Raw genomic sequence first — 16,611 nt, forward strand, 5'->3', positions numbered from 1 at the left:
TGAAACTGTCATAAACATTTAAGAGTAAACTTTATAAAACTTTAACTTAACAAATTCAACAACCGCTATATAAAGGAAAACTATAGATAAGATTATTATCAAGAGATTTAAAGGTAGTGGTTTTATTTCCAAAATTTCTCCAATTGGTGTGTAAGGAATGATAAATGTTAGGGAAACTATGGTAAGTATAGAAAAAGCTAAATAATTACTTGGTTTAGATCTGTAAAAACTGTTTTTTGTTCTTAAAACCAGTATAACTAAAAGTTGAGTAAGCATAGCTTCTATAAACCATCCACTTCTAAAATACTCAGGGGAAAGATGAAAGATAAAAAGTAAAACCCCAAAGGTTACATAATCAAAAAATGAACTAATCAAACCAAAAACAACCATAAAACTTTTTATAAAGTTAAAATCCCACTTTTTTGGAGTGTTTATCCAATCTTCATCCACATTGTCGTTTGGTATGGTTATAACTGCAAAGTCTGTCAAAAAGTTAGATGCTAAAACCTGTTTTGGTAAGAGTGGTAAAAACGGTATAATAAAGGAAGCTCCAGCCATACTAAAAATATTTCCAAAGTTTGAACTTGTTTGCATAAATATGTACTTTAAAGTGTTTACAAATGCCTTTCTACCTTCCAGCACACCATCTAAAAGAACTTTCAAACTTTTTTCTAACAAGACTATATCAGCTGATTCTTTGGCTATATCAACTGCATTGTCAACTGAGATTGATACGTCAGCTGACTTCATAGGCGGAACATCGTTAACACCATCTCCTATATAACCAACAACGTTTCCACCTTTTCTTAAGGCTTGTATTATATCTTCCTTTTGAGAAGGAGTAAGCTCAGCAAATATATCATACTTTTCTACAACTTTAACAAGGGCATCTGGATGAATATTATGTAAATCTTCAGAAGTCAAGACATTGTTTAAGTTTAACTTTTCTCCTATATGTTTTGCAACAAACCTGTTATCGCCAGTTAAAATTTTCAGCTTTATACCTTTTTCTTTTAGTATATTTATAGCATCTAAAACATCTTCTTTAAGTGGGTCTTCAAATATTAAAAATCCTAAAAATATCATTTTTGATTCATCTGAAAATCCTATAATATCTTTATCATTAAACTTGTAAGCTACTGCTAAAACCCTATAACCCTTTTTAGAAAAATCTTCTAAATTGTTTAAAATTTTTTCTTTATATTCATCTGTTAATGGGTTTACTTTGTTATTTATTTCAACAAACTCACAAACCTGTAGAATGTTTTTAACAGCTCCTTTTGTTATTAAAAGGTTTTTACTGTCAGGAGTCTTTACAAATATTGAAAGTCTTTTTCTATTAAAGTCGTAAGGGATTTCATCTATCTTTTTATAAGCATCAATATCTAAACTTTTATAAGAGATTAAGGCTTCATCTATCGGATTCTTAAATCCAGTTTGAAAGTAAGCGTTAAGATAAGCCAGTAAGAATACTTTCTCATTTTCTTTATTGTTTAAATCTTTGTACGATACTAGTTTCATAATTCCTTGGGTAATTGTACCTGTTTTATCACAGCACAAAACATTCATACTTCCAAAGTTTTCTATAGAAATTAATCTTTTTACTACGACTTTTTTATCAGCCATTTTCTTTGCACCAACAGAAAGGGCAACAGTAACGATGGCAGGAAGAAGGGTAGGAGTTATTCCTATTGACAAAGATAAAGCAAATAAAAATGATTCAACAACAGGTCTATGAAAATAAACGTTTACAAAAAAAACAATCAGTATTAAAACAAAGGCTACTTCCGTTAGAAGATAACCAAATCTTCTCAGATTTCTTTCAAAATCAGTTTCATACTTAATCTCACTATACTTAGACGCAATTTTTCCAAACTCTGTATCTTTCCCAATAGCTATACATAAAGCTTTTGCAAAACCGCTTACTACATAACTTCCTTTAAAAACTTTCTCTGTTTCCATTTTTTCAACAGGGTAGGACTCTCCTGTTAAAATAGACTCATTTACAAATAAATCTTTTGACTCTATAACTATACAATCAGCTGGGACAACATCCCCAGCTGTAAGTATTACAATGTCTCCAACCACAATATCTTCGAGATGTATTTCTTTTTTTTGACCACTTCTTATTACTGTTGCTTTAACTTTTACTAAAGACCTGAGACTTTCAATTGTTTTATGAGCTGACCTTTCTTGAAAAAAGTCAACTACTCCACCAAGAAATACTATAAGTATGATTATCAAAGATTCAAACTTGTCTCCTAAAAGGTATGATAGGAAAGAAGCAAACAGAAGAAGTAGAATAAAAGGATTTTTAAACTGATTTATAAAAAGTTTTAAATCAGAAAAACGATCTTCTTCTTTTATAGTGTTATAACCGTATATCTTTAATCTTCTTTTAGCTTCTTCTTCTGTTAGACCTTTTTCAATATCAGTATTAAGTTTCTTTACAAGTTCTGCTATATTCATACTCTAATTTTAAAGAAAATAATTTAAAAAACAATTCAAATTACATTAAGGTTTTTTAACTTTTTCCTAAAATACTGTTTTTATAACCATAGAAAAAGTAAATTAAAATACCAATTATTGTCCAGATAAAAAATCTCATCCAAGTATCAAATGGTAATCCTGCCATAATAAACATTAGGAAGATAAGGTTTAAAGGTAGTAGTAGGTTTGGATAAGGGACTTTAAAAATAGGTCTTATATCTGGTCTATTTTTTATAACAATTGCAGCAACTCCCACCATAAAGTAAGCAAAAAGGGTTCCTATATTTACCATTTCAGCAAGTATTTTCAAAGGTAAAAAGCCAGCTAGAACAGATAAAAAAACACCCCCTAAAATGGAGGCTTTGTAAGGTGTGTTAAACTTTGGATGTATGTCTGCAAAGGTTTTAAAGAAAAGTCTATCTCTTGCCAGTGAGTATAAAACTCTCGTAAATCCAAGTCCCATAACTATCATAACACTTGTTATAGTTATTACAGCTCCTAAAGATATAAAGTCTGCAACCCATTTTTCATTTACTTGGTACATAGCGTAAGCAAGAGAGTCAGGTTTACCTTCGTAAGAGTAATAAGGAAGTATACCAACAAGAACAAAAGAAACGGTTATGTACAAGACAGTGCTTATACTTAAAGATAATATTAGCCCTTTTGGAAGTGTCTTCTGTGGATCCTTTGTCTCTTCTGCTAAGGTTGATACTGCATCAAAACCAAGGTATGCAAAAACAATTAAAGATGCAGCACTCCATACACCTTGCCATCCATAAGGAAGGAAATTTGAAGTTATATTTTCAAGTTTTACGTACTTTAATCCAATAAATATAAAGACTAATAATACAGCTAACTTTAGCAGTACTATGAAAAAGTTAACCCTTGCACTTTCTTTTATACCTATGGTTAATAAAGCAAAAACACCAGCCATACCCAAGAAGGCAAACAGATCTATGACAGTCCCTTTGGAAGGATCAAAGGCACCACTTAACGCTACAGGAAGTGTAAAACCGAAGTTGTTTTCTAAAAAAGTTCTTAAATACCCTGACCATCCCGTTGCAACTGCCGCAGCTGCCACACCGTATTCAAGTAAGATATTCCAAGCAACAAGCCATGCTATCACCTCTCCTAAAGTAGCGTAGGTATAACTGTAAGCACTCCCAGATATAGGAAAAGCAGAACTAAACTCAGCATACACTAAAGCAGTTATACCTATTGCAATTGCAGAAAGTACAAAAGAGAGAATTATACCCGGACCTGCATATGCAGCTGCTGCCTGCCCGGTAATAACAAAAATACCAGCTCCTATAATCCCACCAACCCCTATAAAAACTAAATCCCATAAACCAAGACTTCTCTTTAATTTTGTATCTTTTATCCCATCATAGTACCTTTTCCTAAAAAAGTCTTTCACAGACACCTCCTGCATTTATAATTTGTGTATTGTAAATAAAATTTTAACATACCTAAAAGCCAGTATAAATGTTAAAGGGAATTAATCATTTTTTAAAAAAAACTTAACATTACTGTATTATCTTTTAGATGATAAATTTTGAAAAAGGTACGATTTATGACAGAAATAGATAGTATTATAGACAATTTATACTTTGTGTACCAACCGATTGCTAATATAAGAACCGGCGAAATTTTTGGTTATGAAGCATTAATAAGAGGTTTTGATAAATTAGGCTTTAAAAATCCTCATGAATTATTTGATTACTTAAGTAAAAACAACTTACTTTTTAAAGTTGATATAAAGTTGAGGGAAAAAGTAATTTTAGAATTTTTAGATAACTTTAGCTTAGGCCATAGACTTTTCTATAACTTAGACAGTAGAATAATATCTGATGTAAACTACAAAGAAGGAGAAACCATTAGAATACTACAAAATTATAATGTGCCTAAAAATTTACTTGTATTTGAGGTCTCTGAAAGATTCTCAGTAGATAAGGCATCATTATCAGCCATAATCAAAAATTATAAACAACAGGGCTTTGAGCTTGCCCTGGATGATTTTGGAGTAGGGTCTGTATGTCTAGAAACTCTATATAGACTGTATCCTAACTATTTGAAGATAGATGGATTTTTTATAAACGGTATAAACAAAGATTTTACAAAGCTTAGTATAATCAATTTTCTTAACAAGCTGTGTAGCAAACTAAACATAAAAGTTATAGCAGAAAAAGTTGAAGATAAAAAGATAGTTTACGTTTTAGAAGAAAACGAAATATACTTATCCCAAGGATACTTTATACAACCACCTTCTAAAATAGAACAAAAGAAGGACTACATAGAGTTAAATTTAGATTTCAAAAGAAAATCAGAAAGTGAAAACATACAAATAAAACTAGAACAATTTATAGATGACTGTTATACAGTAAGTGTTGATGATAATTCTATCATTTTATACGAATTTTTAAATAACAATCACCACGAGATAGAAAAGCCAATAGTAGTTTTAGACCAAAAGAAACATCCAATAGCTTCTATATCTGCCAAAAAACTTATGAAAACTTTCAATAATAGCGTGCTTAAAAGTTTATACTTTTTAAGAAGAGACAAAAAAATTTATGATTTAAACGATTTATTTGAACCTATAGTCTTTATAGATTTATCAAAAAATTTAGATTTTAATATGATTGAAAACTTATTAGAAAACAGTGATAAAAATTACTTTGTAATTTCAGAAAACTTAAAGTTTAAAGGAGTAATTCACTATAAAAATCTACTAAAATTAGTACTAAGAGAGAAACTTTTAGAAGCTATAGATAAAAATCCATTAACTAAACTACCAGGAAACATATCTATCAAAAAGTACATAGATCAAAATTTAAATAATCAAGAAGAGTTCTTTGCTGTATACTTCGATTTTAACAACTTTAAACCATTTAACGATTATTACGGCTTTAGAAGAGGAGATAGATCAATTTTAATGTTTTCAGAGATACTAAAATCAAACTTTCATAGTGATAACTTTTTCGTAGGGCATGTTGGAGGGGATGACTTTTTCCTTGGATCTAAAGATATAGATTATGAAAGTTTGTACAGTAAAGTAAAATTTGTTGTTGAAAAGTTTAATCACGATGTAATTTCACTGTACGATAGAGATGATATAGAGAAAGGATACATAGTATCAAGAGATAGAAACGGTGTTGAGAGAAAGTTTGAATTCTTGACAGTTTCAGCTGCCATAGTTTATATACCAAAAGGAAAAAAATTAAATCAGAGTGTATTAGACGAGATAATAGCCCAAGCCAAAAAAGAGGCAAAAGAACAAAAAAATATATTCAGTCTGTGTGTCTACTAAAAACCACTATTAAGGAGTTTGAATGGACATCGTAAGCTACACTATAGAGAAAAAAGATTTAGAGTACATAGAAAGTATATTAGAAAAGTTTATAATGGCTACTTATGTTGATTTAGTTTTGATAGGAGATGAAGGAGGAAGGGTTGTATCGTTTTTATCCTCTGATGTTAAAGACGAAAGGGAAGCTTCAAGGTTTGCTGTTGTTTGTGCAGGTGTTTTAGGGGCTTTAGATCAATTAAACCATATTATTCATGAAAAAAACACATTTTTTACAGAAGGTATAAATAAGTCTATATACATAAGAATAAGTCAGTATAACTTCTTTATTGCTTCTATTTTTGATAAGAAAGTCCCTCTTGGATCTGTTAAGTTGTTTACAGAAAAAGCCTTAAAAGAACTTGACCCGATATTTAATCAAATAAGGAACCGTAAAAAGGACAATTTTAAAATAAGCTTTGATATGCTGGAGTTTTAACTATGAAAGAGGTTTTAATAGTTTATCACGGAATAGGAATGGCAGGGAAAACCACCAATTTAGACTCGTTAAAAGATATATTTTCAAATTACGTTATAGACAGGTTTCATGCTAAAACAGTTGAAAACAGAACAATATTTTTAGATACACTTTTGTTAGGAATAAACATCAAAAACTTAGATTTTAAACTAAAGGTTAGATTAATGTCTACCCCGGGACAGGATAGGTTTGAGATACTAAGACCTTGGATACTTAACAACGCCAACGGATTTGTGTTTGTGTATGACCCTACAGTGAACCATAATGAAAATTTAAAAGCTTTTAAAGAGATATACGAATCAAAACTGCCTAAAGTGATACAAATAAACAAAGTAGACTTAACAGAACAAAAAAAAGTAGAGGAAATTAAAAGAATCTTTAAAGATTTTACTACAATAGAAGCTGTTGCAAAGGATAACAAAGGTGTAAAGGAAACTTTTCAAGCTATACTTAGGGAGATTTTAAGATGAAAGGTTGGAAAGATAAAAGTATTGCTGTGTACTACGAAGTTCACAAAGACCTTACCAACTTAGAGAAAGTGTTGGAGCTGTTAAAATACAAAAAATTTAACGGTGTGCTAGAGTTAAAATCTTTTGATGGTGTTGTTGAATATCCTATAATAGAAGGAGAGTTAAACAAAAAATACTTCAAAGACTTTGATGTTTTTAGTGTGTATAAAACAAACAAAAATTTCCTTATTCACTATTTTAGATTAAATGAGATTCCATCTATTCTTTACTATGAAAAGGAACCTGTGTGGGTTAACTTAGATTCAATAAATATGAATATTTACGAATTTTTTAAGAAACTTCAAAACTTACCTTTAACAGGTTTTGTAAAAGTTTATAACAGAATTCATTTTAGCAAAAGTTTCATATTTTTTTATATGGGAGAGGCAGTAGCTGGTAAGAAAGATAGTATTTTAACCCCTTCTGTCCTTGAAGATATAATACATGATATGAAAAATTATCCCTGCGAGGTAGGAACATTCACCGTTCCGGATGAAATTTTAATCTTTTATCTTGCTAAAGTTAGGTATATTATTACTTTAGAAAAATATGAAGACTTATTTGAAGTTATTGATAAAAACAAAATGTACTTCATACAGAGCATAAATCCAAACGAAGTAGGTTTTGGAATATTTGATGGTGATTTTGTATTTCAGAGTGATAACTTCCAAAAATGTTTTTATTATGAGATATATGAAGTAATAAAACTTCCTGAGAAAATTCAAGGAGTTGATATATTTGATTTTATGTCAAAATCAGATACTTTAAATATAAAATCATTGAAAGATTACCAAGGTGTTATTACATACTTTTGTCCTGCTTGCTGGTCTGTTATAAAAGAAGAAGATAAAATTTGTCCTAACTGTGGCTTTGACCTTACTGAGTTTCATAATATGGATTACGAATACAAACTACTTTTGAGTCTTGAACATCCTGTAAAAGAATGGAGAAAAAACGTAGTCCACGTAATAGGAATAAAAAGATTAGAAGAGGCCATCCCCTACTTAGATATTATGATAGATAAAGAACAAGACCCATTCATACTTATAGAAATTGTTGATACTTTAGTAAAAATATCAACGCCTTCTGTTATACCTCTTTTGAAGAAGCTATCAGAACATAAATACGCAATAGTAAGAAACAAAGCGAGGACAACTCTAGAAAAAATCTCAAAAATTCTTTTGTCTTAAATTCTGATATTATAATTTACTCTCAATTTTTTAGGAGGGTTTTATTGAAGAGTAAGGAAAACTGGCTTATAGTACTTTTTGCAGCTGCTTATATATCAATATCTCTGTTTACGGCTCTTATTGTATTGTTTTTAGTTTACGAAATTTTTAAGATAGTAAAAAGGCAGTTAACAATAAATGGAGAGTTAAAACTTTCTCTATTTATGATAATTACTCCATCGTTAATATCTACTGCAGTGTATGGTAATCTAAAAGAGTTTACAGGGGTGTTAAGTCAAACATTTTTTAATATCTCATACTTTGCAAAAGACATGTTTAACCCTACAGAGAGACTTTTTTACAAGGTAAATCTTACCATAGTTATCTTTTGTACAGTAGAAGCTGTAATAACTGTGTTTAACTACTACAGAGGTTTAGAACAGCCTATATGGGGTGGAGTTTTTGAGATAGGGATAGTTTTTTCCTTAGGCAGTTTGTCGGCTTTTGTTATGTTTTTATTAGAGAAAGATAAACTAAAAAAAGGAGTTTATCTAATTTTATTCTTAATATTTACTTTTCTTGTCTTTTACACAGGAAAGAGAAATCCAATATTAGGAATCTTTTTCTCTTATGTAGTTTTATTTGTTGTTTTACTTAGATTTTCACATGTAGGAAAGAAAGTTTTATATGCACTATCGGGATTGTTTTTTGTAGTAGTCTTAGCTGGAACTTACGTTGCTTTTGAAAAATTCCCCAAATATAAGATCTTACTTGAAGCTGTGTTTACAGGAAAAACACTCTCTGAAGGGGAACTAAACGAGTTTTCAAGTGCAAGGTGGGAAATAGGTAAGAAAGGTTTAGAAGTTATAAGAAAGGACTTTGAGAATAAAAATATTCTTCCTATCCTTATAGGACATGGTTATAACGCAGGAGCAAGGTTAGACCCTCCTTCTCCTGTAGGGAGGTCTTACGAGTCTATCTTTTTAATATCAGAGTTTATAAATATTGGTTTAATTGGTCTTTTAGGACTTATATTTTTGATGTATAAGTATTTTAAATTTGTACTATTTACTAAACTTCAAAGTAAAGACCAGATAGTAGCTTTACCTTTTTTAGTTTTTCCTACTTACTTTTTAGTTGGCGGGATTTTCAGTGGAATATGGGATGCAATACTTCCCCTTTACTTTTTAATGTTTGGAATTGCTGAAAACTACTTTAAAGGGCAAAATCGATGATTTAAAAGCTTTTTATAAACATTAACAAGCTTTTCCATTGTTATGTTTACGTCAAAATTTTTTTTAACAAACTGCTGGATCTTATCTTTCTCAACTCTTTCTAAACTTTCTGATAGATTCACTACTTTGTATATAAAATCAAGACTGTCTGTACAGAGTAAATCTTTATAGTAACAAATTTCCGGAAAAGAGTTTTCCTTGTAGGCAACTACAGGAAGACCACAGGCTTGAGCTTCAATCAATGATATTCCAAAAGTATCACTTTTAGAAGCTGTAACGAATATATCAGAGATTTTATACAGTTTGGCTATTTCTTCTCTGTCTTCAATATAATCTACAACGGTAAAATCGCTTTCAAGCTGGTCGTACACCTCTTCTTTGAGTGGTCCATCTCCTACAAGTAGAAAGTGAAACTTTTTAGGTTTTATAAAATTAAGTGTTTTAAATATCTTTAAAAGATGGGAAAAATTTTTATCTGGAGAGAATCTTCCTACGTATATTAAAACAACCTTATCTTTTTCTATTGCGTAATGTAGTCTCAAAGATTTATCAACATGAGTATTGGTAAAGACATCTAAATCTATTCCGTGATAGACAACTTCAACATTTTGTATGTTAATACTTCTAAGATAGTTTTTTATATAGTTAGATGGTGCAATTACCAGGTCCATACTACTGTAAGTTTTATACACGTACTTTTTTATTATTGGTCTTATTATGTTTTTCCCTTTTAGTAGATTTGTTGAGACTTTTTCTAAATCTGAGTGAAAAAATCCTACTACTTTAAAACCACTTTTTTCTTTTAGATAGTTAACCACTGATGGTATTAAGAATGGTGATCCAATCTCAACTACATCAGGATTTTCCTCTTCTATAACTTTAGCCAGTTTGATAGGATTTATGATTAGCCTGTAATTTTTTGAAAATAAAAGCTGGGGGGACTTTAGGGTTATAACCTTTGTTTTTTCTTTGTAGTAGCAGCTGTCTTCTTCTGCAGGGATTAGGAGAGTATGATGTATATCTTCACACTTTGAGAAGTAGTTCATTTTGTTGTTTATGTATGTTTTTATTCCCCCTCCCCTACTACTGTAAAAATGGGTTATATCAAGAACTTTCATTTAGTTAAATTCTTCACTATTATTTTTACAAGGTCTTTGTGGTAAAGTTTAAAACCGTAAGATGTTTTTTGGAAAAGGTTGTACTGTTTAGCAATTTTCCCTATCATTATGAGACTGATATACTTTTTGTTCTCTTTATAACTTCTTTTTGTATGTCAGTTGCAATCCACCACTCACTGTCCTTTGATTTTACTGTAGGTGTAGGGTCAACAGGGTAGTAACTTCTCTTTGTTTTCATACAACCACCTCCTGATTTACTTTAGAAAGTCTTTCTAACGACAGAAGTTTTAACATTTCTATTAGTAAATCTCTCTCATCAAAGTTTTGAATGTACTGAAGTATATTTTTCTTGATGCTGCTTCGAAGGGTATCATTGTCTATCAGTCTTTCTATTAAAATTTTGTACTCCTCCGGGTTGTTGTCTTTTACAATAAAACCTGTTACTTCGTCTACAATGTTTTCTTTTGCACCACCTTTGTCTGATAAAAGAGGTATAAGTCCACTTGCCATTGCTTCTAAAACTACGTTTCCAAATGTATCAGTTGTACTTGGAAATAAGAAAAAGTCTGCACTTGCGTAAGCTCTGGCTAAACTTTCACCCTCTAAAAAGCCAGTAAATGCAATCTTACTTGAGTAGGTTTGTAAAAGTTCTTTTTTGTATGGTCCATCTCCCACTATCGCAAACCTAACTTTTGGGTTATTTTTCATCCTTTCGTAAACTTCTATAAACACATCTAAATCTTTCTCTTTAGACACCCTTCCAGCGTACATTACTACAAACTGGTTGTTGTAATCCTTTATGTAATTTTTCCAAAAGTTCTTGTCTCTGTATGATGGGTTAAACTTTTGGGTATTTACTCCCCTTCTAAAGACAACCATCTTGTCTTTGTTTATACCTAACTCTTTAAGTTTGTTGTAATACTCCTTTGAAGGAACTAACACTCTGTCCGCAGAGTTGTAAAAGAGTTTAATTAAAGATGTAACTATATTAGTTATGGTATGGTCCTGGGTGTATCTGTAAACGTACTGAGGAAAATCTGTGTGGTAAGCCGTCACAAAAGGAATATTTAAAATCTTAGATATTACAAGTCCGTAAATACCCATTACTCCAGGTGTTGCACTATATATAACATCAAAGTTTTCTGATTCTATATAGTCTAAAACTTCAAGTAGGTTAGGAATATTTATAGGAATATCCTCGTACTCTGGTAAGTCAAAGGTTAGCACAGGCTCAAAGTTTTTTATGTAATCACTTTCTACCTTCTTCTTGTGAGATATTAAAAACTTAACGTTATAACCTTCTTCTTGAACTAGTTTAAAGAGTTTTTGTGTTGTCCTTGACACACCGTTAATCTCAAAAAACGTATCACTCAGGTAAGCTACTTTACCTTCCACGTGACCGTTTCCAAAAAACTCTTTATGTAGATTTAAAGATGTGTTTTTTTCTTCAGCTCTCTGTTTGTAAACAGAAAGGTAAACTAAGTACACAGTTGAAAAGATTAAAGCTTTACCTAAGTACATACTTACTTTGTCAAAATCAAAACTTTTTTGATTCTTTATCTGGTTTAATGTGTAAGGTAGTAGATTTGAGAAAAAGTTAAATATGTTTTCGTGGTTGTCTTTAATGACTTTTCCTTTAAACTTTATAACATTTTCTATAAAAATAGATGCAGAGTTTCTCCCTAAAATCTGGTCTATGATTGAGTGGGACTGAGGTTTTGGGTCAAAAAGTTGGTCAAGTAAATAACCTATATCACCTAAGTTGTATCTTCTCTTAACACCTTCTTTCCCTATATTCATCACCATATGGGTAAGTTTTTTGGGGTTGCCGTAATCTCCTTCGTAGTATGTTTTTCCTGTTAGTATAGCTTGTTTTAGATCTTCTAAAGTGTTTCCTTCTGCTACTGTGTATCCTGTTCCTAAGTCTATACCTCCGTGGTCGTCTGACCCTCCTGTGAAGCTGATATGATCCCTTGTTCTTTTGTAGATGTTGTATCTGTTTGCTAACTCTTCTAATTTTTCCTTTGTAAAGGACTTTGCTATCTTTTCTGTTATATGGGCTGAGGTTTTAGACCTTGTTCCGTTGAGTATCTCCCAGTTGTCAAATAAAAGTGCAAACTTCTCTATATGTTCTTTTTTTAGTTTTCCATCCATATTGTATAAAGGGTGGGCTAAAATATGGACTATGTTGTTTTTTTGAAGATAATCAACAAGCTCGTATATATTCCCCCTCAGATGTTGTATGTCTTGATGTTGTTTTTCGTTTATATCTATTGCTATAACGTGGACCTTACATCTGTCTTCCGGAAAGTAGGTGGTTATCTCTTCTGAGATAAACGTGTCAGGAAGGTGTGCTATCTCAAGACAACCATCTATCGTATCGTGGTCTGTTATAGTTATAAGTGTCATTCCTCTATCCTTTAAAGTGTTGTAGAGTTTTATAGGTTTAACATAACTTTCGCTTATTTTAAGCTTTTGAGAAAAGTACCCTCCCGGTTTGTTTGAAGCTTCAGAGTGTAAATGTAGGTCAACCTTTATCATCTTAATCCTCCTAACTTACTCCTTAAAGATTTTAAAGTTATATTTTTAAGTTATTATGAAAAAAGAGTTAACTTTTATTAAAGTTTAGGGCTTCTTTTAAGAAGATAAATTCAAAATCTTGATTATCTAAAATCTCTTTTACATACTGTAGCTTCTTTTTGTTTAGTACATCTACCGGGTGTAATGCTATCCTGATGACTACGGGGTTTAAAAGTTTTAGGATATAAAACTGTTTTTTAAAGGTAATAACTGATAAAGCTTCTATAAAACCCCTTGAACCAAAGGATATAACTGGTGAGAGTATCTTCCTATTATTTTGAATATCGTATATGTACCTTCTATCTGTTGTAAATTTAAAGCCATACTTTTTTAGTAAAGGAAAATCTGATTTTCTCATAAGCCAAGCAGGTGGTATAAAGCCTTCTGGATCGTACCCTAAAGTTTTTAAAACTTCTAAACCTTTTTTAATCCTTTCTTCAATGTCTTGGTAGTAGGCAAACTCTCCTTCTTGGTTTGTAAGTAGGTCTCTAAAGTCGTAGAACCTTCCTGATTTATGGGTGTATCCATGAAGGACTACTTCATTATCTTTTACATTTTTATCTATCCACTGTTTTATCTCAAGTAAACTCTCTTTTTCGTGATAAAAGGGTATAAGCAGTAAGGTTAACTTTTCTACAGACAGGTTATCTAAAAACTCTAACATCTCTTCAACCATCTCAAGGTTTGACTTTGTAATATCGTGTACAGATACGTTTAACCTGTATAGCATTTTAGTATCTCTGAGTGTAGATACTTTGACAACTCTTTTCTGTCTTTAAAATCCGATGGGTTGATAGGGTTTAAAAAAATAACTTCTACTTCTACACTGTTTACATTTAGAAGGAAGTTAAATACGTGTTTAAATAGGTTCATATCTCCGTAGTAAAAAATTAAGTCTCTGTTTTTCTCATTTATTTCTTCTCCGTTTACAGTCCTGTACCTTATACAGGTAGGAACTATCTTTACCCCCAGCTCAAAAGCTATCTCTACAAAAGAAGATTTAAAAGGTAAAACTGTTTCACCGTTTGAGGTAGTTCCCTCTAAGAATATGACTATGCTAAAGCCTTCTTTTAAAACCTCTTTTAGAGTTTCAATCTCTTGTTTTATACCGTTTTTAGACTGTCTGTTTATAAAAACACTACCTCCAAACTCTGCCACCTTTCCAAACAAAAACGTTTCCTTTACTTCATGAGTTGATACAAAAAGGTTTTTATCGTTATTTTTTAAAACAATAATATCTAAGTAAGAAAGATGGTTCGGTGTTATGATATAGTTTTCTTCCGTGTTTAGATTAAAGTTGTTTATATAGACTTTAACATTGAAAAGTTTTAAAGCTAAATCTCTGTAAAAATTACTGTTTTTAACCAGTTTCTTTAACCTCTTTTTTTTATCTACAGTAAAAAAGTAGATAAAAGTAGAAGAGGTAATAAATAAAAGGGTTAAAACTAAAAAAACTCCAAGTTTGTGTAAAAACTTAATGTACTTCACTTTTTTGTATTTTCTTTCAAAAGTTTTTGCTAGATTGTCAGTGTTTAAAACAGTTATAAAATCAATACAGTTAAACTCTCTGTCTAAAGCAGGATAACTACACACGAAAGCTCCTGCGTTTAAGTAAGCTTTTAATAGAGGTGGAATAAACTCTTCTGCTTTTTTAAAATCCGGGTTTAGATTCTCTAAGAGGTTTAAGTACTTTTGGAAGTTTGGCATAACGTAGTTTGGTTTTACTTCGCACAGTAAACTTTCTTTAAAATAGTTTTTCTTAAGGTAAAGGTACAGGTAGGCAGCTTCTACCGGGTCTGTCGTGTAAACACTGGAACATCCAAACAAAAATTTAGAGTTTGTCTGTTTTACATACTGGGCTATTCCTTTCCATAAAAGTGCTATTGTAATGCCGTTTCTGTAGTCTTTTTTTATTGCAGCTCTTCCCATCTCTAAAATATTTCCATTCAATTTTTTAATCTTGTCTATGTAAAACTCTGTTTCTGAGTAGAATTTGTTAGAAAATATAGATGATATTAGTCTATAAGTTCCTACAGGTTTACCTGACTTTTTATCTAAAATCATTATATGGTCTGCTACAAGGTCATACTCGTCAAAGTCTAACGGAATCATCTTCCTTTTTCCCTCTAAAAACACTTCAAATCTAAGTTTTAGCAAGTCTAAAAGTTCATTCATAGTCTTGGCTGTTTTTACAACATAAGAGTTTGTCTCTATGTGTATATTTACTTTACTTTTAAAATTTTTTATTTTGTATTTGTAAAAGCTTACCGGAATGTTTTTAACATTTTTTATTTTATTTATAGCTATCATGTTAACCTCCTTCTATACTTTCTTTTTAGCGGGTCTTTTTTCAGTAAATCTTTATCTTTTAAGTGTTGGATAACCATATTAACTATCTCTTCAGCATCTTTCCAGTTTTGGTCTGTTCTGTCGTCTGTTTTTCCTGTTATTTCCCATATTTTTAAGGCAACTTTTTCAACTATCTCCCTATTTTCCATGTTGTTATCTCCTTCTTAGTTTTTTATGATTATAGATAAAAAAGATTAATTTTTATTTAAGTTAATGTTAAAGATTTTTAGCTTAAAGTTAATGAAATTTAAAAATTTTTTACTTATAATTATCTTTAAAAGAAAAGAGAAGGAGTTTAGAATGGAAAAGTTAGATGAGATTGCGTTAGAGATAAAATCTCTTGAAAAAAGATATTCAAGGTACCTAAAAGAAAAAGAGAGAGTAAGAAAAAGACAGCAGGATGTCCACTTTACTCCTAAAGATAAAGAAATTTTAATAGAAACTTTTGTTATAGCTAACATTGTAGAAAATTTAGTAAGTAAGGCTATCTCAAGATTAATATGAAAAAGTTTAATTTTGATGAAGTAAAGCGGTACATAAGAAACACCTCACAGGAAACTTCTATCTATGTAGGATGTGATTCTAAACAGTTTCAAACTTACACTCTTTTTGTTACAGTGATAGTCGTTCATATAGATTCTTGTCGAGGAGCTAAAATATTTTCAGAAGTTCAAAAGACAAGGAGAATAGAGTCTTTAAGGGAGAGGCTTTTAAAGGAAGTAGACCTTTCTGTTTATGCAGCTTTGAATATTTTAGATGTTATAGAGAATAGAAGGTTAGAGATACACCTTGATATAAATCCAAGTGAAAAGCATAAGTCTAATATGGTTGTAAAAGAGGCTATAAGCTATGTAATGGCTCAAGGGTTAAAACCTGTTTTAAAACCTAACTCAATTGCAGCTTTTTCTGTTGCAAACTATATGGTTAACCACTGTTAAATCTTTTCAAGAACCTTAAGTATCTCTTTAATATTTCCTTTTATATTTACTCTACCATTTAAAACAAACCTTAAAATGTTAGATGGATTGTCTATTAATTTTTTTAAATCTTTAAAAGACAGTATTATTTGATTTTTAATCTTTATTTTTCCAAGTTTTATTTCCTTTATTTTATAAGGAATACCTTGTAGATTTTTTATATTGTCATTAAACTGTTTTTTTTAAGTATGTTTTCAAACTCTCCATCACTGTTTGGAAATGTTGCAAGTAGTATACTAACAGTTTCAAAACTTAAAAATTCTACATTTTTCTCCATATTTAACACCTAAATTTTTAATTGACGATTATAATTAAGTATACATTAGACTTTTTAAATTTGTGTTAAAGTTTTGTTAAGAT

15 protein-coding genes are annotated in these 16,611 nt (G+C 30.6%); 7 read left to right on the forward strand and 8 right to left on the reverse strand.

Annotated elements, in window-relative coordinates; genetic code table 11:
• Window positions 1–18: 18 nt before the first annotated feature.
• A complete protein-coding gene (gene mgtA, locus SULAZ_RS06205; protein WP_012674876.1) occupies window positions 19–2,469 on the reverse strand; it encodes a magnesium-translocating P-type ATPase in 2,451 nt (816 codons plus the stop codon).
• 55 nt (window positions 2,470–2,524) lie between these two features.
• The gene (locus SULAZ_RS06210) at window positions 2,525–3,907 is read right to left on the reverse strand and encodes an amino acid permease (RefSeq protein WP_012674671.1); all 1,383 of its coding nucleotides are present in this window, start codon (window positions 3,905–3,907) and stop codon (window positions 2,525–2,527) included.
• A 156-nt stretch (window positions 3,908–4,063) separates the two neighbouring features.
• On the opposite strand from SULAZ_RS06210, the gene SULAZ_RS06215 reads away from it, so the two are divergent.
• The 5 genes from SULAZ_RS06215 to SULAZ_RS06235 are packed head-to-tail and all read left to right on the forward strand — an operon-like array spanning window position 4,064 to window position 9,227.
• Window positions 4,064–5,800, forward strand: a complete 1,737-nt coding sequence (locus SULAZ_RS06215; RefSeq protein ID WP_012673654.1) for an EAL domain-containing protein — start codon at window positions 4,064–4,066, stop codon at window positions 5,798–5,800.
• 22 nt (window positions 5,801–5,822) lie between these two features.
• Window positions 5,823–6,275 (forward strand): roadblock/LC7 domain-containing protein, encoded by a 453-nt coding sequence (locus tag SULAZ_RS06220; protein ID WP_012673684.1) that lies wholly within the window; start codon window positions 5,823–5,825, stop codon window positions 6,273–6,275.
• Between the two features lie 2 nt (window positions 6,276–6,277).
• Complete coding sequence (locus tag SULAZ_RS06225; protein WP_012674617.1) at window positions 6,278–6,784, forward strand: GTP-binding protein; 507 nt, start codon at window positions 6,278–6,280, stop codon at window positions 6,782–6,784.
• Window positions 6,781–8,013, forward strand: a complete 1,233-nt coding sequence (locus SULAZ_RS08735; RefSeq protein WP_012674253.1) for a HEAT repeat domain-containing protein — start codon at window positions 6,781–6,783, stop codon at window positions 8,011–8,013. Before SULAZ_RS06225 ends, SULAZ_RS08735 begins: the two co-directional genes overlap by 4 nt.
• Window positions 8,014–8,057: 44 nt before the next feature.
• On the forward strand, window positions 8,058–9,227 hold the full coding sequence (locus tag SULAZ_RS06235) for a hypothetical protein (protein WP_012673809.1): 1,170 nt from the start codon (window positions 8,058–8,060) through the stop codon (window positions 9,225–9,227).
• Here SULAZ_RS06235 and SULAZ_RS06240 read toward each other — a convergent pair.
• From SULAZ_RS06240 to SULAZ_RS06270, 6 genes are all read right to left on the reverse strand, one after another.
• Window positions 9,203–10,345, reverse strand: coding sequence for a glycosyltransferase (locus SULAZ_RS06240; RefSeq protein WP_012675057.1), 1,143 nt, complete (start codon window positions 10,343–10,345; stop codon window positions 9,203–9,205). The two genes, SULAZ_RS06235 and SULAZ_RS06240, sit on opposite strands and share 25 nt — an antisense overlap.
• Window positions 10,346–10,451: 106 nt before the next feature.
• A complete protein-coding gene (locus SULAZ_RS09200) occupies window positions 10,452–10,583 on the reverse strand; it encodes a hypothetical protein (protein ID WP_012673889.1) in 132 nt (43 codons plus the stop codon).
• Window positions 10,580–12,886 (reverse strand): glycosyltransferase, encoded by a 2,307-nt coding sequence (locus SULAZ_RS06250; RefSeq protein ID WP_012673953.1) that lies wholly within the window; start codon window positions 12,884–12,886, stop codon window positions 10,580–10,582. The genes SULAZ_RS09200 and SULAZ_RS06250 overlap by 4 nt, the downstream gene beginning before the upstream one ends.
• Before the next feature lie 67 nt (window positions 12,887–12,953).
• Entirely contained in the window at window positions 12,954–13,655 is a 702-nt protein-coding gene (locus SULAZ_RS06255) for a polysaccharide deacetylase family protein (RefSeq protein ID WP_012675112.1), read from the reverse strand.
• Window positions 13,640–15,235: a 1-acyl-sn-glycerol-3-phosphate acyltransferase gene (locus tag SULAZ_RS09090; protein WP_012674142.1), complete on the reverse strand. Its 1,596-nt coding sequence runs from the start codon at window positions 15,233–15,235 to the stop codon at window positions 13,640–13,642. The genes SULAZ_RS06255 and SULAZ_RS09090 overlap by 16 nt, the downstream gene beginning before the upstream one ends.
• Window positions 15,232–15,423, reverse strand: coding sequence for a hypothetical protein (locus SULAZ_RS06270; RefSeq protein ID WP_012673576.1), 192 nt, complete (start codon window positions 15,421–15,423; stop codon window positions 15,232–15,234). Before SULAZ_RS06270 ends, SULAZ_RS09090 begins: the two co-directional genes overlap by 4 nt.
• A gap of 64 nt (window positions 15,424–15,487) precedes the next feature.
• On the opposite strand from SULAZ_RS06270, the gene SULAZ_RS06275 reads away from it, so the two are divergent.
• Together SULAZ_RS06275 and SULAZ_RS06280 are read left to right on the forward strand one after the other, a co-directional pair.
• Window positions 15,488–15,778 (forward strand): hypothetical protein, encoded by a 291-nt coding sequence (locus tag SULAZ_RS06275; RefSeq protein WP_228357441.1) that lies wholly within the window; start codon window positions 15,488–15,490, stop codon window positions 15,776–15,778.
• On the forward strand, window positions 15,775–16,212 hold the full coding sequence (locus tag SULAZ_RS06280; protein ID WP_012674979.1) for a ribonuclease H-like YkuK family protein: 438 nt from the start codon (window positions 15,775–15,777) through the stop codon (window positions 16,210–16,212). The genes SULAZ_RS06275 and SULAZ_RS06280 overlap by 4 nt, the downstream gene beginning before the upstream one ends.
• Window positions 16,213–16,611 lie beyond the last annotated feature (399 nt).

The organism is Sulfurihydrogenibium azorense Az-Fu1, from assembly GCF_000021545.1.
Classification (GTDB): Bacteria; Aquificota; Aquificia; order Aquificales; family Hydrogenothermaceae; genus Sulfurihydrogenibium; species Sulfurihydrogenibium azorense.